This is a genomic window from Micromonospora sp. NBRC 110009, from assembly GCF_030518795.1.
Taxonomy (GTDB): domain Bacteria; phylum Actinomycetota; class Actinomycetes; order Mycobacteriales; family Micromonosporaceae; genus Micromonospora.
The window spans coordinates 1,461,194-1,480,880 of sequence record NZ_CP130427.1; the positions used below are offsets into that span (position 1 = coordinate 1,461,194).

Sequence of the window (19,687 nt, forward strand, 5' to 3'; positions counted from 1 at the left end):
GACGGTACCCGGCAGCCCCGACGCCCACACCGCCGGCACGCCACTGTGCGGCGAAGGTCAAGTTCTCGACGCGTACCCTGAGGTCATGTCTGCCGAAGAGCCGCTGTTCCGGATCGTCCGCGGGGTGCCCACCGCCGAGGAGCTGGCCGCCCTGGTCGGCGCGATCGTCGTGCGGACCCGGCCGGCCGCCGCCCCCGCCCCGGCCCCGGTGTCGCACTGGACGCGCAGCGCCCGTCCGGCGGCCGCGGCGCCGATCCCCGGCCCGGGCGCGTGGCGCGCCTCCGGCCTCCCCCGCTGACCCCTTCCCGGGTACGCCCGGGACTGCCGGTATTCCGCGCAAGCCATTAACCTCACTCAGGGAAACGGCGCGGTGACAGGCAGGGAGGGTCGATGATCCCCGAGGAGAACCAACCGGCGGGCTGGCTGCGTGGCTACGACGGCATCGAGGCCGACATCCGACAGATGCGCGAGTTCGCCGATCGGCTCCAGGACGAGGTCACACGCAACTACGCCCCACACCTGTCGTACATCGCGGACGACATGAAGGCGGAGATCCCCAACCCCGCGGACGCGTTCATCGAGCTGGTGCAGTTCCTCCAGGCACACCACGAGACCCAGACCGCGACCGTGGAGCTGGTCTGGGGCATGGTGCCCGCCACCGGCCGCCTCGCCGACGCCGCCGGGGTCATCGCCGCCACGTACCAGCACTCCGATGCTTTCTCCGCCGCCCGGGTCGCCGACGTCGAACGCGCCCTGACCGCACCGTCCACAACGGCGCCACGCCCCGTGCCCCCGCTCTCCGACCCGACCGGGCCGGAGGACGGGCCGGTGATGCTGCCGTGATCGAACGAGGCAGCGGCCGCACCTCCGGCCTCACCGACTGGCACCTCATGGACCTGCTCAGCATCTGGGCCTGCGTCCAGGACCAGGACACCACCGGGCAGTGGAAGCAGGTCGCCGGCTGGCGCAAGATCTGCGACCTCGCCCTCGCCCACCTCAGCCGGCTGCAGGAGTATCGCCGCGGCCTCGCCGAGGTCTGGCCGCCGGAGACCAACGCCGCCGCCCGCACGTACATCGGCGAGCTGGACCAGCTCATCGACAAGGTGCAGCGCACCCACGACGCCGCCGCCGCGAACTACGACGCGCTCGCCGCCGCCACCCGCGCCCTCGCCAGCACCCGCACCGACCTCAAACCGCTCTACGACGAGTACGCGGAAAAGCTCCAGCAGAAGCGGGCGTACGAGGCGACGGTCGCCGACCCGAAGGCCGTGGCGGTCGGCCGCCTCCCGAGCACGCCGCCGGTGACGGAGGCCGACCTGGAGCGGTTGAACGTGGAGGCACGAGGGCTGATGGTGGGGCTGAGCGGCGAACTCCAGCAAGCCCAAGCAATGCTCCGCCAGCCACCGCCACGGCCAAATATCCGGAGGCAGCCAGACGGAAATGAGGTGACGGGCGACGCAAGCTCGGTGCCGATCATTCCGCCCGTCGTGCCGGTGCCAACGATGGTAAGTGCGCCGACTGCCCGCCAAGAAGCTGCTTCTGTCAAGCCGGTTCCGGCGACGGCTCGACAGACGGCCGGGCCAGTCCTCGGATCAGGGCCAATCCTCGGGGGAGTGGAAACTGGTCTTGCCCCGGCGCCCCCTGCCGCAGGGGCGCCGCAGGTGACGCCACCCCTGACATCCGGCCAGCCGATCGGACCGACTGCGCCGCCACCCATGCGCCATTCATACGGCCCGATCAGCCCGAATCAAGGACAAATTTCAGAGACTAGGCGTGGGCAGGCAAGCCCTTTCGGGAAGCCAGCAACTGGTGGAGCGAGCGAACCGCCACGCTCCTCCCCCCGCCCGCTCCCGTTCGGAGGGCTCATCGGCGAGCCCCCAAGTGCTGGGATAGGGCAATCGGGCAACAAAGGACTTTCAACTCGTCGGGTCAACCCGATCGGCGGCGTGATCGGTGGCGGCGGCGCTGGCACCGCCCCGAGTGGCGCGGCTGGGTCGCGCCCTGGATCGGGTCGCGCTTTCCAATCCGGTTCCCAGAGTGGCCTGCCCCCGATCGGCGGAGCACCGAACATGCATCCTCATTCAGGCGCCAACGGCTTTCCTGGTCGCGGGATTCAAACCCCAAACGGCGATCGCGAGGCCCGGACTTGGGACCGCGACCATCCATGGGACGTCGACGAAGGGGTGCCCCCAGTGATGCGGTCCCCGGATGAGGATGGACCCATAAACCCTGGACCTGCCATAGGCCTCGATCGGTGAGAAGGTATCGCTACAACAGAACCCTTGCAATTTCTGCCGCAGCAGTGGCATTCTTTCTGGCGCCACCAGGTAGAGCACACGCCGATGCCATTGGGCCGAGCCAAGTGCGGAGCGCCCAGTGGCACCTGCGTTACCTCGACGTGCCGGGGGTTCATCAGATCAGTCAAGGAAACGGCGTGGTCGTCGCTGTGGAAGACACGCAGGTTTATGACCATCCTGACTTACGCGGGAGCCTCCTTCCTGGAACGGACCTTCTCGAGACTGAGCAGGGGCACAAACAGCAGGAGCCCTCCAGCCACGGAACACTTATGGCGGGTTTGATCGCAGCGCATGGTCAGGGCGCAAATATGGGAGCCCTCGGCATCGCCCCGAAAGCAAGAATTCTACCCGTGCGAGTGCAGCCCGATGTGGAACAAGGTACAACCGATGCACTCGCGGCAGGGGTTGAGTGGGCTACGGCGAAAAATGTAGACGTGATCAGCGTGTCGTCAGTAGCAGGAGCGAGTGCCCGCCTTCAACGGGCGGTGAGGGCAGCCCTTGACGCAGATATCGTTGTCGTTGCAGCGGCAGGCAACCGTCCAGAGGATATGAGCGTCGGCTATCCGGCATCTTTCGAAGGCGTTATCGCCGTCGGCGGCATTGACCAAACGGGTGGGCACGCCTTGGTATCAGTCGCTGGCCCGGGAGTCGACGTCGTAGCACCGGCGGTCGACATCTACAGCACCAGCTACGGAGGTAAGTACTCGAAGGGCACCGGTACGTCGAGTGCCACAGCCATCGTCGCTGGGGCCGCTGCTCTCATTCGTTCCAAGTACCCCGACCTGCCCGCCGAGGAGGTCGCCCACCGCCTGACCGCCACCGCGATCGACAAGGGCCCACCTGGCCGCGACGACGAGTACGGCTACGGTGTCATCGACCTGGTCGCGGCCCTCACCGCGGACGTACCTCCGCTGGGCTTCGAGTCGGCCACCGCGACCCCACCCGCCTCGGCACAGGCGCTGCCTGGGGACGAGAGCGCAGGCGCGACGACGACGCGCGGCCTGGTGACGCTCGGCGTACTGCTGGCGGCGGGCGGGGGTTATCTGGTGTGGCGGCGGTGTCGCCGTGCCGAGGACCCGCCGCCCCGGATCAGCCGGTAGCGTCGGTCACGTGTTGAGTTCCCCACCGCTGCGCCTCGTGCTCGCCTCGCAGAGTCCCGCCCGCCGCAAGCTGCTCCAGGCCGCCGGGATCGAACCTGACGTGCTGGTGAGCGGCGTCGACGAGTCCCAGGTGGTCAGTGACCGGGCGGAGGAGCTGTGCCTGGAGCTGGCCCGGCTGAAGGCGGAGGCGGTGCTGGGCCGGCTGCGCGCCACGCCGGACGAGCGGACGCTGGTGCTCGGCTGTGATTCGGTGCTGGCGTTCGACGGGGAGATCCTGGGCAAGCCGGCCGACGCGGCGGACGCCACTCGGCGGTGGCGGCGGATGCGTGGGCGCAGCGGGGTGCTGCACACCGGGCACTGCCTGATCGACGTGGCCCGCGAGGCGCGGGCGGAGGCGGTGGCCTCGACGACGGTGCACTTCGCGGACATCAGCGACGAGGAGATCGCCGCGTACGTGGCGACGGGCGAGCCGCTGGCGGTGGCCGGGGCGTTCACCATCGACGGGCTGGGCGGGGCGTTCCTGACCGGCATCGAGGGTGACCCGGGCACGGTGGTCGGGCTCTCCCTGCCGCTGCTGCGCAGCCTCCTCGCCGAGCTGGCGCTGAGCATCACCGATCTGTGGACCAAGGTCGCGCCTGGGGGCCAGGAAATCGAACATCTCGGCTAACGTCCGGTCATGACCACGAAGCCGTTGCCGCTGACCCCGGAACTGCACGCCTATCTCGTGGCCCACGGTTCAGCTCCGGACGAGGTCGTCCGTGAGCTGGCTGAGGAGACCCGGACGCTCCTCCCCGCCCAGGCGGGGATGCAGGTCGCGCCAGAGCAGGCCGCGTTCCTGACCTTCCTCACCCGGCTGCTCGGCGTCCGGCAGGCGGTGGAGGTGGGCACCTTCACCGGGCTGTCCTCGCTGGCGATCGCCCGGGGGCTCGCCGAGGGCGGCCGGCTGACCTGCTTCGACATCTCGGAGGAATACACGGGCATCGCCCGGCGGTACTGGACCCGCGCCGGCATGCAGGACCGGATCGAGCTGCGCATCGGTCCGGCCGCGGACACGCTGCGCGAGCTGCCCCGCGAGCGCTACCTGGACTTCGCGTTCATCGACGCGGACAAGGTGGGCTACCCGGTCTACTGGGACGAGCTGGTGCCCCGGATGCGGCCAGGCGGGGTCGTCGCGGTGGACAACACGCTGCGCGGCGGCCGGGTGCTCGCCCCGCAGAACGCCGACGACCGGGCGATCGCCGCGTTCAACGACGAGATCCTGTCCGACGTCCGGGTCGAGGTGGTCATGCTCCCGATCGCCGACGGGGTCACCCTGGCCCGGGTGCGCTGACCGCTCAGGAGCGGGCGGCGAGCAGGGTGGCCGCCGGGTGGTCGGCGGGGCGGGGTGCCCGCAGGGCGCGACCGAGTCGCACCGCGAGCAGCAGGGCCGCCGCGATGAAGCCGGGCAGCAGCAGGAAGGCCAGGTGCGGGCCGACGCCGTCGGCCACCCAGCCGAGCGCGACCGGCGCGATCCCGAACCCCACCCCCATCGAGTACGAGGACCAGCCGGCCGCCTTGTCCGCGGCCGGCCCGGCGACGGCCAGGGCGATGGAGATCGCCAGCGGGTAGTGCAGGGCGTTGCCCAGCCCGAGCACCACCAGGCCGGTCACGGCCAGCCAGCCGACCGGGGCGGACCAGAAGAGCGCGAACCCGGCGAGGGAGACGGTCAGCGCGGCGAGCAGCAGCGGCACCGGCGGCCAGCGCAGCGCGACCCGGCCGCCGGCCGCCCGGCCGACGAACATCCCACAGACGATGGCCGCGATCGCCGCGGACGCACCGCCGGCGCTCAGCCCGGCGTGGGTACGCAGCACGTCGGCCGTCCAGAGCGACAGGCAGACCTCGATCGAGCCGGTCACCGACATCAGCACCCAGGCGATCCAGTAGGCGCGCGGCAGCCCGCCGGCCACTGGGCGGCTCGGCCGGTCGGCAGCCCGCTCGGCGAGGTCGACGCCGGCACCCGCCCGGGTCGGCCGCGCGGGGTCAGGGCGGGAGGCACCGGCGCGGGGCCGGTCCGGGCGGGAATCGGCCGGTTCCGCGATCGCCGTGGCGGTCACCCCGACCGGGTCGGCGGCAGCCACGGCAGCGGGGGCGGCGTTCGGCAGGCGTACCCGGAAGGTCAGGGCGGCGAGCGCGACCAGCGCGATCAGCCCGACCTCGACGGCCATCACCGGCCGCCAGCCCAGGCCGGCGCCGACGGTGGCGCCGATGACCAGCGGCGCGAGGATGCCCATGCCGGCGCAGGCCGCGTTGGCCTCGGCGAGCGCCGCCGGCGCGGCGGGCCCGTGGTGGCCGGCGAGCACGACGTTCACCCCGCTGATCACCAGCATGCCGAAGGTCGCGATGACCGCGACGGCCGCGATGGTGGCGGGCAGCGCACTCAGCAGCCCGAGGGCGGCGACGCCGGCGGCCACCCCGGCGAGACCGAGCCAGATGGCCGGGCCGCGCCCGACCCGGCGGGCGACCGGGGCGAACAGGGCCCCGCCGAGCAGCGCGCCGACCGCGATGCCGGTGCTGTGCAGGCCGGCGATGGCGGCGCTGGTGCCCTGTTCGTCGCGGAGCAGCGGGACGACGGGACCGAACCCGTAGAGAAAGAAGCCCCACAGCCCCAGCTGGGCGTAGGTCAGCCAGGTGATCTTGTCATGGGTGAGGCGGGGCACTGGCCTTACGCTACGCGCGCACGCCCACCGCCCCGCCCCTGATGAGAGGCAACTCTCCTCTGCTCCGGCGGGGTGAGAGGGGAACCCTTCTCTACCTCCGGCGTTAAGAAGGGGCCCCTCCTTTCACCTCAGCGGACGCTGCGGGCGAACTGCCGAGCGGCCCAGACCACACCGGCGACGGCGAGCACGGCCACGATGGTCAGCCCCTGCCAGACCTTGGCGTTGCTCAGGTCGCCGGCGAAGAGCGCCCGGACGCCGTCGACGGACCAGGAGAAGGGGTTCCACTTGGCGATGCCCTGGAGCCAGCCGGGAGCGAAGGTGAGCGGCAGCAGGATGCCGGAGAGCAGCAGCACCGGCTGGGCGACGGTGTTCATCAGCGGGGCGAGCGCGTCCTCGCTCTTGACCTTGAGCGCGACGCCGTACGAGACGGCCGAGGTCATCAGCGCGATCAGCGCCAGCATCAGGTACGCCAGCAGCAGGTAGCCGATGAAGACGCGCAGATCGAACAGGAGCGCGAGCAGGGTGATGATGACCGCCTGCGCGACCAGCGAGACCACGTCGCGCAGCGAGCGGCCGAGCAGCAGGGCGAGCCGGCTGACCGGGGTGACCCGGGACCGCTCGATGACCCCGGCGCGCAGCTCGGCGATCAGGCCGAAGCCCTGGAACAGGCCGCCGAAGATGGCCAGCAGCACCAGCAGGCCGGGGACGAAGATCTTGTACGCCTCGGCCTGGGTGGGCGCGTTCAGCGCGGGCTTGAGCAGTGGGGCGAAGAGCAGCAGGTACATCACCGGCTGGAAGACGCCGACGAAGACCCAGACCGGGTTGCGCAGCAGCAGTTGGATCTGGCGCTGGAAGATGAGCCAGGTGTCGCGGGCGAGTTTCATGAGGGTTCCCCTGTGTTTCAGGACTCGCGCAGCGAGCGGCCGGTCTTGGTGAGGAAGACGTCGTCGAGGCTGGGGCGGTGCAGCTCGACGGAGGAGAGCACGAGCCCGGCGCCGTCGAGGCGGCGCAGGATCTGCGGGATGGCGGTGGCGCCCTCGTCCACGTAGAGGCGCAGGCCGCCCTCGTCGGCGGTCTCCAGCTTGTTGACGTACGCCTCGGTGTCGAGCAGTTCGGCGGCGCGCGGGGTGGTGGCGGCGTCGAGGCCGACGAGCACCACCTCGCCGGAGATCTCGCGCTTCAGCTCGGCCGGCGTGCCCTCCGCGACCACCTCGCCGTGGTCCATGATCGCGATCCGGTCGCAGAGCGCGTCCGCCTCGTCGAGGTAGTGCGTGGTGATGAAGACGGTCATCCCCTCGGTGCGTAGCCGGCGGATCTCGTCCCACATGTGCGCCCGGCTCTGCGGGTCGAGGCCGGTGGTCGGCTCGTCCAAGAAGACGATCTTCGGCTCGTGGATGATGCCGAGGGCGATCTCCACCCGCCGGCGCTGACCGCCGGAGTAGGTCTTGCACTTGCGGTCGGCGTACTCGCTGAGCTGGAAGGCGTCCAGGGCGCGGGTGGCGCGCCGGTGCGCCTCGGCCTTGCCGATGCCGTAGAGCCGCGCCTGCAGCACCAGCTCCTCGCGGGCGGTGGACTCGTCCCAGGTGCTGCCGCCCTGGGCCACGTAGCCGATGCGACGGCGCACCTCGGCCGGGTCCTTGCGCAGGTCGGCCCCGGCGATGGTGGCCTCGCCGCCGTCCGGCTCGATGAGGGTGGCGAGCATCCGCAGGGTGGTGGTCTTGCCGGCGCCGTTGGGACCGAGGAAGCCGAAGATCTCCCCCTCGGCGACCTCGAGGTTGACCCCCCGGACCGCGTCCACGGTCTTCGTCTCACGACCCGCCCGGGAGCGGAACGACTTCCGCAACCCCCTGGTCTCGATCATGTCTGCTCCTGGTCGTCCGGGCCGGACGTCACCGGCCGCCGATCGTCCGCGCGGAAGACGCACCCCTCCCCCGCGGTTCGCGCTGAGACTAACGCGATATAGCTCTTGTGGTCAACGTTGATTATTTCGCGCTGCCCTCGCCGGGCGGCGCACCGTCCGGCCAACCCGGCCACTCCGCGCCCTGCTCCATTCCAGCGGGCAGGTACGACACTCCGGACTCGATCCGCTCGGCGATCCGCTCGCACCAGGCCATGTCCGCCTCGGCCCGGGCCAGCCAGAGCTCGAACATCCAGCCGACGTGCGCCGGCTTCCTGGTCCGCACCCAGTCCGACTCCAGCGAGGCGCGCATCGACCCGATGCCGGCCCGGATCAGGTTGGCCCGGTTGCGCAGGGCCGCCGCCGCCTCGTCCCGCGGCATCGCGGGCAGGAAGGAGAAGGCCGCCACGAACGGGTCCGGCGGCTCGTTGAGCTGCCACCACTGCGCGCGCAGCAGCGTCTCGAACTCCTCCTCGCCCTTCGGGGTCACCTCGTAGGTGGTGCGGGCGGGACGCGCGCCGACCTGCTCGACGGAGACCGTGCGCAGCAGCCCCTCGTCGGTGAGCTTGCGCAACGCGTGGTAGATCGATCCCGGTTGCACGTTGGCCCACTTGTCCGCGCTCCAACTCAGCAGCTCACGGCGTACGTCGTAGCCGTGCACCGGCTGCATCCACCGGACCAGGCCCAGAATCATCATTCGTGTTGCCGACACCGGACAAGCGTAATAAGCAAGTTTGACTAAGGAACGGCACGGGAGTGCCACATCCCACACTGAGCGATCGTTAGGGCCAGATGAGAGGCCGATACACTCCCGGCATCGACCTCCGGGAGGAGCCAACAAGGTGCGCAAGGTACTCATCGCCAACCGCGGCGAGATCGCCGTCCGCGTCATCCGGGCCTGCCGGGACGCCGGCCTGGACAGTGTCGCGGTCTACGCGGACTCCGACCGGGACGCCCTGCACGCCACCCTCGCCGACGAGGCGTACGCCCTGGGCGGCGACACCGCGGCCGACAGCTACCTGCGGATCGACAAGCTGATCGACATCGCCGGCAAGTCCGGTGCCGACGCGGTGCACCCCGGCTACGGCTTCCTCTCCGAGAACGCCGACTTCGCCCAGGCCGTCATCGACGCCGGGCTGACCTGGATCGGCCCCACCCCGCAGGCGATCCGCGACCTGGGCGACAAGGTGACCGCCCGGCACATCGCCCAGCGCGCCGGCGCGCCCCTGGTCCCCGGCACCCCGGACCCGGTCGGCAACGCCGACGAGGTGATGGCCTTCGCCGTCGACCACGGCCTCCCGGTCGCCATCAAGGCGGCCTTCGGCGGCGGCGGCCGCGGGCTCAAGGTGGCCCGCACCATGGAGGAGATCCCGCACCTGTTCGAGTCGGCCACCCGCGAGGCGGTCGCCGCATTCGGCCGGGGCGAGTGCTTCGTCGAGCGGTACCTGGACAAGCCCCGCCACGTCGAGGCTCAGGTCCTGGCCGACCAGCACGGCAACGTGATCGTGGTGGGCACCCGCGACTGCTCGCTCCAGCGGCGGCACCAGAAGCTGGTCGAGGAGGCCCCGGCGCCGTTCCTCACCGAGGCCCAGCGCCGGCAGATCCACGACAGCGCCAAGGCGATCTGCCGGGAGGCCGGCTACCACGGCGCCGGCACAGTGGAATACCTGGTCGGCGTGGACGGCACCATCTCCTTCCTGGAGGTCAACACCCGGCTCCAGGTCGAGCACCCGGTCACCGAGGAGACCGCCGGCATCGACCTGGTCCGCGAGCAGTTCCGCATCGCCGACGGCGAGAAGCTGCGCTTCACCGAGGACCCGACCCCGCGCGGGCACTCGATCGAGTTCCGGATCAACGGCGAGGACCCGGGCCGCAACTTCCTGCCCGCGCCCGGCACCATCACCGCGCTGCGGCTCCCGACCGGCCCCGGCGTCCGGGTGGACACGGGCATCACGGCCGGCGACGTGATCGGCGGCAACTTCGACTCGCTGCTCGCCAAGGTGATCATCAGCGGCGAGACGCGCACCGAGGCCCTGGAGCGGGCCCGCCGGGCGCTGGACGAGATGGTCGTTGAGGGCATGGCCACCGCGCTGCCGTTCCACCGGCTGGTGGTCCGGGACGAGGCGTTCACCGCCGAGCCGTTCACCGTGCACACCCGGTGGATCGAGACCGAGTTCCACAACACCGTGCCGGCCTTCACCGCCCCCGCCGGGGCCGCCGAGGGCCCGGCCGAGCGCGAGACTGTCGTGGTCGAAGTGGGCGGCAAGCGGCTGGAGGTGGTTCTCCCCGCCGGCCTGGGTTCGGGTACGGCGGCCGCCGCGCCCGCCGCGAAGAAGCCGGTCCGCCGGGGCGGCGGCGCCAAGGCCGGCGCCGCGGTGAGCGGCGACACGCTCACCTCTCCCATGCAGGGCACCATCGTCAAGATCGCCGTCGCGGACGGGGACACCGTCGCCGAGGGCGACCTGGTCGTCGTCCTGGAGGCGATGAAGATGGAGCAGCCGCTGCACGCGCACAAGGCGGGCACCATCAGCGGCCTCTCCGCCGAGGTCGGCGCGGTGATCACCGCCGGCGCGGCGATCTGCACCATCGCCTGATCCGCCGCAGCACCCCCGACCGGCCCGGTGACCCACCGGGTCGGTCGTCGTACCGGGGGCGTACCGAGGCGGCGAGAGTGGTTTGGGCCACCAGCGGCGGCAGGACCGGCCGCCAGCAGGAATGATGTTCCGGTGCGGTTCCTTCACGGCGCGGTCCCCGCGCACGATCTGACCTACAACGACGTCTTCATGGCGCCCAACCGCTCCGAGGTGGGCTCCCGGCTCGACGTCGACCTGGCCACGACCGACGGCACCGGCACCACCATTCCCCTGGTGGTGGCGAACATGACGGCGGTCGCCGGCCGGCGGATGGCCGAGACGGTGGCCCGGCGCGGCGCCATCGCGGTGATCCCCCAGGACATCCCGATCGAGGTGGTGGCCAACGTCGTCGCCTGGGTCAAGCAGCGGCACCTGGTGCACGACACGGCGATCACCCTCGGCCCGGCGGACACCGTCGGCGACGCGATCCACCTGCTGCCGAAGCGCTCGCACGGCGCGGTGATCGTGGTGGACGAGGCGGGCCGGCCGCTCGGCGTGGTCACCGAGGCGGACACCGTCGGAGTGGACCGCTTCGCCCAGCTCCGGCACGTGATGTCGACCGAACTGCACACCGTGCCGGCGGACGCGGACCCGCGTACCGGCTTCGACCGGCTCTCCGCGGGCCGGCGACGGCTCGCCCCGGTGGTGGACGCCGAGGGGCGGCTGGTCGGCGTGCTGACCCGGCCGGGCGCGCTGCGCGCCACGCTCTACAAGCCGGCGGTGGACGACCGGGGCCGGCTGCGGATCGCCGCGGCGGTCGGCATCAACGGCGACGTGACCGGCAAGGCGGCCGCCCTGCTGGAGGCCGGGGTGGACGCCCTGGTGGTGGACACCGCGCACGGCCACCAGGAGCGGATGATCTCGGCGCTCCGGGCGGTCCGCAAGGTGGACCCGGCGGTCCCGGTCGCGGCCGGCAACGTGGTCACCGCCGACGGGGTACGCGACCTGGTGGAGGCCGGCGCCGACATCGTCAAGGTCGGCGTCGGGCCGGGTGCGATGTGCACCACCCGGATGATGACCGGGGTCGGCCGGCCGCAGTTCTCCGCGGTGCTGGACTGCGCCGCGGCGGCCCGGGCGCTCGGCCGGCACGTCTGGGCCGACGGCGGGGTACGTCACCCGCGCGACGTGGCACTGGCCCTCGCTGCCGGCGCCTCGAACGTGATGATCGGTTCCTGGTTCGCCGGGACCTACGAGTCCCCCGGCGATCTCTACACCGAACCGGACGGTCGACGCTACAAGGAGAGCTTCGGCATGGCGTCGGCCCGGGCGGTCAGCGCCCGGACCGCCGAGGACAGCGCGTACGACCGGGCCCGCAAGGCGATCTTCGAGGAGGGCATCTCCACGGCCCGGATGTACCTCGACCCGACCCGCCCTGGGGTGGAGGACCTGATCGACGAGATCATCTCCGGGGTGCGCAGCGCCTTCACCTACGCCGGCGCCCGCAACCTGGAGGAGTTCCACGACCGCGCCCTGGTCGGCGTGCAGAGCGCCGCCGGCTACACCGAAGGCATGCCGCTGCCGACGAGCTGGTGACGCGTTAGGAGGGGCCCCCTGTTATACGCCAGGCGTTAACAGGGGGCCCCTCCTTACGTCTGGAAGAGGCGGCGGATGACGGCGCGGGCGGCGACCTCCGGGTCGGGGTCGGTGCCGGGTGGGATCGCGCCGGCCAGCCACAGGGTGGCGAAGCCGTGCACGATCGACCAGGCGGCGAGCGCGTCCCGCTCGGGCTCGGCGGGCGGCGCGGGCAGGGCGGCGACACCGCCGCGCAGGGCCGCCCCGGCCCGGGTGCGGGCGGCCACCGCCGCCGGGTCGTCGGCCCGGTAGAGGCCGGGCGAGAACATCACCTCGAAGTACGCCCGGTGCCGCACGGCGAACCGCACGTACGCCACCCCGGCCTCCAGCAGGTCGCCGCCGGCCCGGTCGAGTGCCTGGGCGAGGAGGTCGAAGCCCTCCACGGCCAGGGCGGTGAGCAGGCCGGCCTTGTCGCCGAAGTGGTGGGCGGGGGCGGCGTGCGAGACGCCGGCCCGGCGGGCCAGGTCACGGAGGCTCAGTGCGGCCGGGCCGGACTCCCCGATCGCCTCGGCCGCCGCGTCCAGCAGGGTCCGTCGCAGGTCGCCGTGGTGATAGCCGCGGATAGTGGTGGTCACCGCCGAAGCATATCTTGTCATTGCCTAGATGACGGGTTTCCGAAATTAGTTTGGGGCCTGACGGTCTGGGGGCTAATCTAGCGCCCGTGAACATGGGACCTCTCGTCCGCTTCCCCGACGCGCTGCAGCACGCACCGCTCGGCCGGCTGATCTCCATCGCCGGCCACGTGGTCGAGCAGCACTGGGGCCGCTACCTCGCCGAGCACCACGGCCTGACCTCCGCCGGGATGCGCGTGCTCCTCATCCTGCTGCGGGCCGGCGACAGCAGCCACCGCGAAATGGCCGAACGATGCTTCGTCCGGCCGGCCACACTCACCGGGATCGTCGACACGCTGGAGCGCGACGGCTTCGTCGCCCGGCAGCGGGACCCGAACGACCGGCGCAGCGTCCAGCTCACCCTGACCGACAAGGGCCGGCAGCACGCCCTCGCCATCATCGACCTCATTCACAGCGACCGCCCGCTCACCTCGGTCGACGCGGACCCGGCGAAGAAGGCGGTCGTGCGGGAATTCCTCACGGAAATCATCACGACCATGTCCGATGGGGACCTTCGTCGGTTGAACCGGAACAGCGAGCCCAACACCGAGAACCCATCGGGGAGCCGTCCGTGCTGATCCGCCTGCTCCGCACCCACCTGCGCCCGTACCAGCGGTTGCTGGCCGCGGTGGTGGCGTTCCAGTTCGTCGGCACGATGGCCTCGCTCTACCTGCCGAGCCTCAACGCCGACATCATCGACCGTGGCGTGGCCCTCGGCGACACCGACCAGATCCTGCGTACGGGCGGCTGGATGCTGCTCGTCAGCCTGCTCCAGATCGCCTGCTCGATCGTCGCCGTCTACCTCGGCGCGAAGACCGCGATGGGCTTCGGCCGGGACGTCCGGGCCGGCATCTTCCGCCACGTCAACCGCTTCTCCGCCCGCGAGGTGACCCGGTTCGGGGCGCCCTCGCTGATCACCCGCAACACCAACGACGTGCAGCAGGTGCAGATGCTCGTGCTGATGAGCTGCACCATGCTGGTCGCCGCCCCGATCATGAGCGTCGGCGGCGTGGTGATGGCGCTGCGCGAGGACGTCGGCCTCTCCTGGCTGATGCTGGTGTGCGTGCCGGTCCTGGCGATCGCGCTGGGCCTGATCATCCGGCGGATGGTGCCGGGCTTCCGGCTCATGCAGACCCGGATCGACACGGTGAACCGGGTGCTGCGCGAGCAGATCAGCGGCATCCGGGTCGTCCGGGCGTTCGTCCGCGAGCCGTACGAGACGAAGCGGTTCGGGGCCGCCAACGCCGACCTCACCGCGACCGCCCTGCGGGTCGGCCGGCTCCAGGCGCTCATCTTCCCAGTGGTCATGCTGGTGCTGAACGTCTCCAGCGTCGCGGTGCTCTGGTTCGGCGCGGAACGGGTCGACGCCCGGCAGATCCAGGTCGGCGCGCTGACCGCGTTCCTGCAGTACCTGATGCAGATCCTGATGGCGGTCATGATGGCCACCTTCATGCTGATGATGGTGCCGCGCGCGGCGGTCTGCGCCGAGCGGATCGTCGAGGTGCTGGACACCGATTCCTCGGTGGCGCCGCCGGCCGAGCCGATGCTCGCCATGACCCGCCCCGCCGAGCTGGAACTCCGCCGGGTCGGCTTCCAGTACCCCGGGGCGAGCGCGCCGGTGCTGCACGACATCTCGTTCCGGGCCAGCCCCGGCCGAACCACGGCCATCATCGGGTCCACCGGCGCCGGCAAGACCACGCTGCTCACGCTGATCCCCCGGCTGGTGGACCCGACCGCCGGCGCGGTGCTGGTCGACGGGATGGACGTGCGGCTCATGGAACTGGACGAGGTGTGGCGCCGGATCGGGCTGGTGCCACAGCGGCCGTACCTGTTCAGCGGCACGGTGGCCAGCAACCTCCGGTACGGCAACCCGGACGCGACCGACGCCGAACTCTGGGCGGCGTTGGAGGTCGCCCAGGCCCGGGACTTCGTCGCGGAGATGCCGGGCGGGCTCGACGCCTCGATCGCGCAGGGCGGCACGAACGTCTCGGGCGGCCAGCGGCAGCGGCTCGCGATCGCCCGAGCGCTGGTCCGGAGGCCGGAGATCTACCTGTTCGACGACTCGTTCTCCGCGCTGGACCTGGGCACCGACGCGCGGCTGCGGGCCGCGCTGAAGCCGGTCACCGCGAACGCGGCGGTGGTGATCGTGGCCCAGCGGGTGTCCACGATCGTCGACGCCGACCAGATCATCGTGCTGGAGGACGGGGGCGTCATCGGCATGGGACGACACGAGGAACTGCTGGAGAGCTGCCCGACGTACGCCGAGATCGTGGCGTCCCAGCAGACGGCGGAGGTGACCGCGTGAGCGCCGTGCCCGGGCAGAAGCCGGCCGGCGGGCCGCCGAAGGCCGGCCCGCCGGGGGGCGGCGCCGACGGGCGGATGCCGAACCGGCTGCCGCCGGCCGGGCGGCGCCCCGGCCAGGGGCCGCCGTGGATGGGCGCCGCGATGCCGGCGGAGAAGTCGATGAACTTCGGCCCGTCCGCCCGGCGGCTGCTGCGCCGCCTCCGGCCGCACCGGCTGCAACTGGCCGCGATCATCACCCTGGCGGTGGGCAGCGTCGCGGCGAGTGTGATCGGCCCGAAGATCCTCGGCCACGCCACCGACCTCATCTTCAGCGGGGTGATCGGCCGCCAGATCCCCGCGGGCCTCACCGCCGAGCAGGCGGTGGCCGCGGCCCGGGCGGCCGGCAACGACACCTACGCCGACATGCTGGCCCGGATGGACGTGGTGCCCGGGGGGGGCATCGACTTCACCGCGCTGGGCCGCACCCTCACCCTGGCGCTCGGGCTCTACCTCTGTGCCAGCCTGCTGATGTGGTGGCAGGGCTGGCTGCTCAACGGGGTGGTGCAGCGGACCGTGCTGCGGCTGCGCGACGAGGTGGAGGCGAAGCTCAACCGGCTGCCGCTGCCCTACTTCGACCGGCAGCCCCGGGGCGAGCTGCTCAGTCGGGTCACCAACGACATCGACAACATCTCGCAGACCCTGTCGCAGACGCTGAGCCAACTGCTCTCCGCGCTGCTGACCGTGGTCGGCGTACTGGCCATGATGTTCTGGATCTCGCCGCTGCTGGCCCTGGTCGCCCTGGTGGCGGTGCCCCTGTCGGTGATCGTCACCCAGCAGATCGCGAAGCGGTCGCAGCGCCGGTTCATCGCCCAGTGGCGGCACACCGGTGAGCTGAACGGCCTGATCGAGGAGGCGTACACCGGCCACGAACTGGTCAAGGTCTTCGGCCGGCAGCGGGAGGTGGAGGCCGCCTTCGCGGCCAAGAACGACGAGCTGTTCCGGGCCAGCTTCGGGGCCCAGTTCATCTCCGGGATCATCATGCCGGCGATGATGTTCGTCGGGAACCTCAGCTACGTCGCGATCGCCGTGGTCGGCGGGCTGCGGGTGGCCTCCGGGTCGATGAGCCTCGGCGACGTGCAGGCGTTCATCCAGTACTCGCGGCAGTTCACTCAGCCGCTCACCCAGGTCGCCTCGATGGCGAACCTGCTCCAGTCCGGGGTGGCCTCCGCCGAGCGGGTCTTCGAGGTGCTCGACGCCGAGGAGCAGGCCCCGGACCGGCCCGCGCCGCCGCGGGTCACCGGCCGGGTCGAGTTCGACCACGTCTCGTTCCGGTACGACCCGGACAAGCCGCTGATCGACGACCTGTCGCTGCTCGCCGAACCCGGGCACACGGTGGCCATCGTCGGGCCGACCGGCGCCGGCAAGACCACCCTGGTCAACCTGATCATGCGGTTCTACGAGCTGGACGCCGGGCGGATCACCCTCGACGGGGTGGACATCACCAGCATGCCCCGCGAGGAGCTGCGCGGCCGGATCGGCATGGTGCTCCAGGACACCTGGCTCTTCGGCGGCACCATCCGGGACAACATCGCGTACGGGCGGCCGAACGCCACCGAGGAGGAGATCCTCGCGGCGGCCCGGGCCACCTTCGTGGACCGGTTCGTCCGCAGCCTCCCCAACGGGTACGACACCGTGATCGACGAGGAGGGCAGCAACGTCAGCGCCGGCGAGAAGCAGCTCATCACCATCGCCCGGGCATTCCTCGCCGAGCCGTCCCTGCTGATCCTCGACGAGGCGACCAGCTCGGTGGACACCCGGACCGAGGTGCTGCTCCAGCGGGCCATGGCGGCGCTGCGCTCGGACCGGACCAGCTTCGTCATCGCGCACCGGCTCTCCACGATCCGCGACGCCGACCTGATCCTGATGATGGACCAGGGCCGGATCGTGGAGCAGGGCACGCACGACCAGCTCCTCGCCGCCGACGGGGCGTACGCCCGGCTGTACCGGTCGCAGTTCCGGGGCGCGGCGGTCGACGAGGAGGCTCCCGCGCCGCTGGCGGCGGCCGGACCGCCCGGGAAGCCGGCCGCCGGACCGCCCGGCAGGCCAGCGGCCGCACCGGCGGGGCGCTGACGTGCACGTCAGGAGCGGCCCGGCACCGGCTCCCCGCCCCAACGGTGGGGGGCCGGTGCCGTTGGACGGCGCCGGGGGCGGGGATCCGGCCAGGATCCCTGCGGGTCGACGGTCAGGCCGGCCGGAGCAGGTCGGCCGAGCGGGCGGCCACCACGGCGCCGATCAGCCCCAGCGCGTCGGCCGCCGGCATCGGGTCGAGCCCGCGCCCGTCGCGCAGGCGCAGGGAGATCGATCCGTCCGCCGCCTCCCGGGGGCCGACCACCCCGACGTACGGCACCTTGCGGCGGGCCGCGTCGCGGATCCGGGCACCCAACGAGCCGGCGAGGTCGACCTCGGCCCGCAGCCCGGCCGCCTCGGCCCGGCGGGCCAGCTCGACGGCGGCGTCCGCCTGGCCGTCGTCCACCGGGAGGAGCACCAGCTGCACCGGGGCGTACCAGGCGGGGAAGGCGCCCGCGTGCACCTCGATCAGGTAGGCGAAGAGCCGTTCCATGCTGCCGACCAGGCTGCGGTGCACCATCACCGGCCGCTTCCGGCTCCCATCCGCGTCGGTGTACGACAGGTCGAACCGCTCCGGCTTGTCGAAGTCGAGCTGGATGGTGGAGATGGTCGACTCCCGACCGGCCGGGTCGACGATCTGGATGTCGATCTTCGGGCCGTAGAAGGCCGCCTCGCCGGGCCCCTCGGTGAAGTCGACCCCGTCGAGCGCCGCCCGGAGCAGGTCCTCGGCCCGCGCCCACTGGGCGTCGTCGCCGACGTACTTCTCGCCCGGCCCGCGCAGCGACAGCCGGAACCCGGCCGGCCGCACACCGAGCGCGGCGTGCGCCGCGCGGATCAGCCGGAGGATCTCGCGTACCTCGTCGCCGACCTGCTCCAGCGCGCAGAAGTTGTGCGCGTCGTTGAGCGAGATGGCGCGCACCCGGGACAGCCCGCCGAGCACCCCGGAGCGCTCCGCCCGGTACATCCCGCCGATCTCCGCGATCCGCAGCGGCAGCTCCCGGTAGGAGCGGCCGCGGGCCCGGTAGACCAGCGCGTGGTGCGGGCAGAGCGCCGGGCGCAGCACGAACTCGTCGTCGGCGCTCAGCCGCAGCGGCGGGAACATGTCGTCGGCGAAGTAGCCGAGGTGCCCGGAGAGCTCGAACAGCTCCCGTTTGCCCAGCGGCGGCGAGTAGACGTGCCGGTAGCCGGCCCGGCGCTCCAGGTCCCGCACGTACTCCTCGACGGCGTGCCGGGCGGCGGCGCCGGCCGGCAGCCAGATCGGCAGCCCGGCGCCCGCCAGCGGGTCGGAGACGAACAGCTCCAGCTCCCGGCCGAGCCTGCGGTGGTCGATCATGTCGCTCTCCTTGATCGGGTACGACCCGGAGGCGAGCTGGCCCGGAACGCCGCGAGGCCCCGGGGCGGTTCGCCCCGGGGCCTCGTCGACGGAAACGTCAGTGCGGCGCGCCGGGGATTCCCGGCGTCGTGGTCACCACCGCGCTGCGCATGCGGCGACGGTACGCGCGACGGATCGGGTCGCGCACCCGGATTTCGGGGAGCGGGGGCGGGTCGCCGGCACGGGACCTGCCGGCGACCCGCAGCGACCCGGTCGTCAGGAACGGGGGACCCGACGGTCACGGGGTCGCGTGACAACGGTACGCCGGGAATCGGTGATCTGCCGCCCGCCGCGCTCGTCGGCGCCGCGCCCGGGGGTCGTCACATCCGGTCGTCCCAGGTCGTCGTCCACGGGTGGCCGGGTGGTGTCAGTGGTCACCACCGGGCGGGGCTGTCCGCGGTGACGCCGGACACGCCGTCAGGCTCGGTGCGGTTCAACGGGGAAATCCGGCGAGGTGGCGGTCGTGGCCGAACTCATCTCTGACGTCGCGTCGCCGACGTGGGCGTACGTCGTGCTGCTGGGGTTGCTGGTCGCCGACGCCTTCGTGCCGGTCGTGCCGACCCAGGTCGTCATGATCACCAGCGGTGCGCTGACCGTCTACGGCGGGCTCAGCCTGCCGCTCACCATCGCGGTCGGCGCGCTCGGTGTCTTCGCCGGCGACCTCGCCTGCTACCTGCTGGGCCGGGGCGCCCCGGACCGCCGGGTGTCCCGGCACGCCGTGCCGAGCCGGGCCCGCCGGGCCGTCGCCCGGGTGACCCGGGGACTGCGCGAGCCAGGGCCGCTGGTCATCCTGCTCTGCCGCTTCGTACCCGGCGGCCGGATGGCGGCCTGCTTCTCGGCCGGGCGCAGCCGCTACCCCTACCGCCTCTTCCTGCTGTACGAGGCCGCCGCCGCCACCGGCTGGGCCAGCTACGGCACGCTGGTCGGCCACCTGGGTGGCCGGGCGTTGACCGAGTCGGCCTGGCGGCTGGCGGTGATCGGCGGGGCGGCGGCGGCCGGGTTCGCCGCGGCCGGCTGGGCGATGACCGCGATCAGCGCCCGCAGCTCCCGCACCGAGACCCCGGTCAAGGTCCCGGTCGACTGATCGGCATCTAGGGGG

Annotated in this window: 18 protein-coding genes; 12 read left to right on the forward strand and 6 right to left on the reverse strand. The window is 72.1% G+C overall.

Translation table 11 applies throughout. The features are described 5' to 3' along the window. Positions 1 to 85: 85 nt before the first annotated feature. The 6 genes from Q2K19_RS06935 (at position 86) to Q2K19_RS06960 (ending at position 4,727) form a co-directional block, all read left to right on the forward strand. Positions 86 to 298, forward strand: coding sequence for an acyl-CoA carboxylase subunit epsilon (locus tag Q2K19_RS06935; RefSeq protein WP_302768567.1), 213 nt, complete (start codon positions 86 to 88; stop codon positions 296 to 298). A 92-nt stretch (positions 299 to 390) separates the two neighbouring features. Further along, positions 391 to 843: a hypothetical protein gene (locus tag Q2K19_RS06940; RefSeq protein ID WP_302768569.1), complete on the forward strand. Its 453-nt coding sequence runs from the start codon at positions 391 to 393 to the stop codon at positions 841 to 843. Continuing rightward, positions 840 to 2,258, forward strand: a complete 1,419-nt coding sequence (locus Q2K19_RS06945; protein ID WP_302768571.1) for a hypothetical protein — start codon at positions 840 to 842, stop codon at positions 2,256 to 2,258. The genes Q2K19_RS06940 and Q2K19_RS06945 overlap by 4 nt, the downstream gene beginning before the upstream one ends. 56 nt (positions 2,259 to 2,314) lie before the next feature. Then, on the forward strand, positions 2,315 to 3,397 hold the full coding sequence (locus Q2K19_RS06950; protein ID WP_446839764.1) for a S8 family serine peptidase: 1,083 nt from the start codon (positions 2,315 to 2,317) through the stop codon (positions 3,395 to 3,397). Positions 3,398 to 3,407: 10 nt separating this feature from the next. Continuing rightward, positions 3,408 to 4,064, forward strand: coding sequence for a Maf family protein (locus Q2K19_RS06955; RefSeq protein ID WP_302768575.1), 657 nt, complete (start codon positions 3,408 to 3,410; stop codon positions 4,062 to 4,064). Between the two features lie 9 nt (positions 4,065 to 4,073). Further along, positions 4,074 to 4,727, forward strand: a complete 654-nt coding sequence (locus Q2K19_RS06960; RefSeq protein WP_302768577.1) for an O-methyltransferase — start codon at positions 4,074 to 4,076, stop codon at positions 4,725 to 4,727. Between the two features lie 4 nt (positions 4,728 to 4,731). On the opposite strand, the gene Q2K19_RS06965 is transcribed toward Q2K19_RS06960, so the two are convergent. The 4 genes from Q2K19_RS06965 to Q2K19_RS06980 form a co-directional block, all read right to left on the reverse strand. Further along, the gene (locus Q2K19_RS06965) at positions 4,732 to 6,093 is read right to left on the reverse strand and encodes an MFS transporter (RefSeq protein WP_302768579.1); all 1,362 of its coding nucleotides are present in this window, start codon (positions 6,091 to 6,093) and stop codon (positions 4,732 to 4,734) included. Between the two features lie 128 nt (positions 6,094 to 6,221). After that, positions 6,222 to 6,977: an ABC transporter permease gene (locus Q2K19_RS06970; RefSeq protein WP_302768581.1), complete on the reverse strand. Its 756-nt coding sequence runs from the start codon at positions 6,975 to 6,977 to the stop codon at positions 6,222 to 6,224. A 17-nt stretch (positions 6,978 to 6,994) separates the two neighbouring features. Further along, positions 6,995 to 7,954, reverse strand: coding sequence for an ATP-binding cassette domain-containing protein (locus tag Q2K19_RS06975; protein WP_302768582.1), 960 nt, complete (start codon positions 7,952 to 7,954; stop codon positions 6,995 to 6,997). Positions 7,955 to 8,075: 121 nt separating this feature from the next. After that, positions 8,076 to 8,687 carry a PadR family transcriptional regulator gene (locus Q2K19_RS06980; protein WP_302772307.1) on the reverse strand — a complete coding sequence of 204 codons (612 nt, stop codon included), beginning with the start codon at positions 8,685 to 8,687 and terminating at the stop codon, positions 8,076 to 8,078. Positions 8,688 to 8,832: 145 nt separating this feature from the next. On the opposite strand from Q2K19_RS06980, the gene Q2K19_RS06985 reads away from it, so the two are divergent. Together Q2K19_RS06985 and Q2K19_RS06990 are read left to right on the forward strand one after the other, a co-directional pair. After that, positions 8,833 to 10,584, forward strand: coding sequence for an acetyl/propionyl/methylcrotonyl-CoA carboxylase subunit alpha (locus Q2K19_RS06985; RefSeq protein WP_302768584.1), 1,752 nt, complete (start codon positions 8,833 to 8,835; stop codon positions 10,582 to 10,584). 132 nt (positions 10,585 to 10,716) lie between these two features. Then, the gene (locus Q2K19_RS06990; RefSeq protein ID WP_302768586.1) at positions 10,717 to 12,156 is read left to right on the forward strand and encodes a GuaB1 family IMP dehydrogenase-related protein; all 1,440 of its coding nucleotides are present in this window, start codon (positions 10,717 to 10,719) and stop codon (positions 12,154 to 12,156) included. 53 nt (positions 12,157 to 12,209) lie between these two features. On the opposite strand, the gene Q2K19_RS06995 is transcribed toward Q2K19_RS06990, so the two are convergent. Further along, the gene (locus Q2K19_RS06995; protein ID WP_446839686.1) at positions 12,210 to 12,770 is read right to left on the reverse strand and encodes a TetR/AcrR family transcriptional regulator; all 561 of its coding nucleotides are present in this window, start codon (positions 12,768 to 12,770) and stop codon (positions 12,210 to 12,212) included. 92 nt (positions 12,771 to 12,862) lie between these two features. On the opposite strand from Q2K19_RS06995, the gene Q2K19_RS07000 reads away from it, so the two are divergent. The 3 genes from Q2K19_RS07000 (at position 12,863) to Q2K19_RS07010 (ending at position 17,219) form a co-directional block, all read left to right on the forward strand. After that, a complete protein-coding gene (locus tag Q2K19_RS07000; protein WP_302772309.1) occupies positions 12,863 to 13,384 on the forward strand; it encodes a MarR family winged helix-turn-helix transcriptional regulator in 522 nt (173 codons plus the stop codon). Next, positions 13,378 to 15,111 carry an ABC transporter ATP-binding protein gene (locus tag Q2K19_RS07005; protein WP_302768590.1) on the forward strand — a complete coding sequence of 578 codons (1,734 nt, stop codon included), beginning with the start codon at positions 13,378 to 13,380 and terminating at the stop codon, positions 15,109 to 15,111. The genes Q2K19_RS07000 and Q2K19_RS07005 overlap by 7 nt, the downstream gene beginning before the upstream one ends. A 74-nt stretch (positions 15,112 to 15,185) precedes the next feature. Next, on the forward strand, positions 15,186 to 17,219 hold the full coding sequence (locus tag Q2K19_RS07010; RefSeq protein ID WP_302772310.1) for an ABC transporter ATP-binding protein: 2,034 nt from the start codon (positions 15,186 to 15,188) through the stop codon (positions 17,217 to 17,219). 112 nt (positions 17,220 to 17,331) lie between these two features. On the opposite strand, the gene thrS is transcribed toward Q2K19_RS07010, so the two are convergent. Further along, complete coding sequence (gene thrS / locus Q2K19_RS07015; protein WP_302768593.1) at positions 17,332 to 18,549, reverse strand: threonine--tRNA ligase; 1,218 nt, start codon at positions 18,547 to 18,549, stop codon at positions 17,332 to 17,334. Between the two features lie 502 nt (positions 18,550 to 19,051). Here thrS and Q2K19_RS07020 point away from each other — a divergent pair. Continuing rightward, positions 19,052 to 19,672 (forward strand): DedA family protein, encoded by a 621-nt coding sequence (locus Q2K19_RS07020; RefSeq protein ID WP_302768595.1) that lies wholly within the window; start codon positions 19,052 to 19,054, stop codon positions 19,670 to 19,672. Positions 19,673 to 19,687 lie beyond the last annotated feature (15 nt).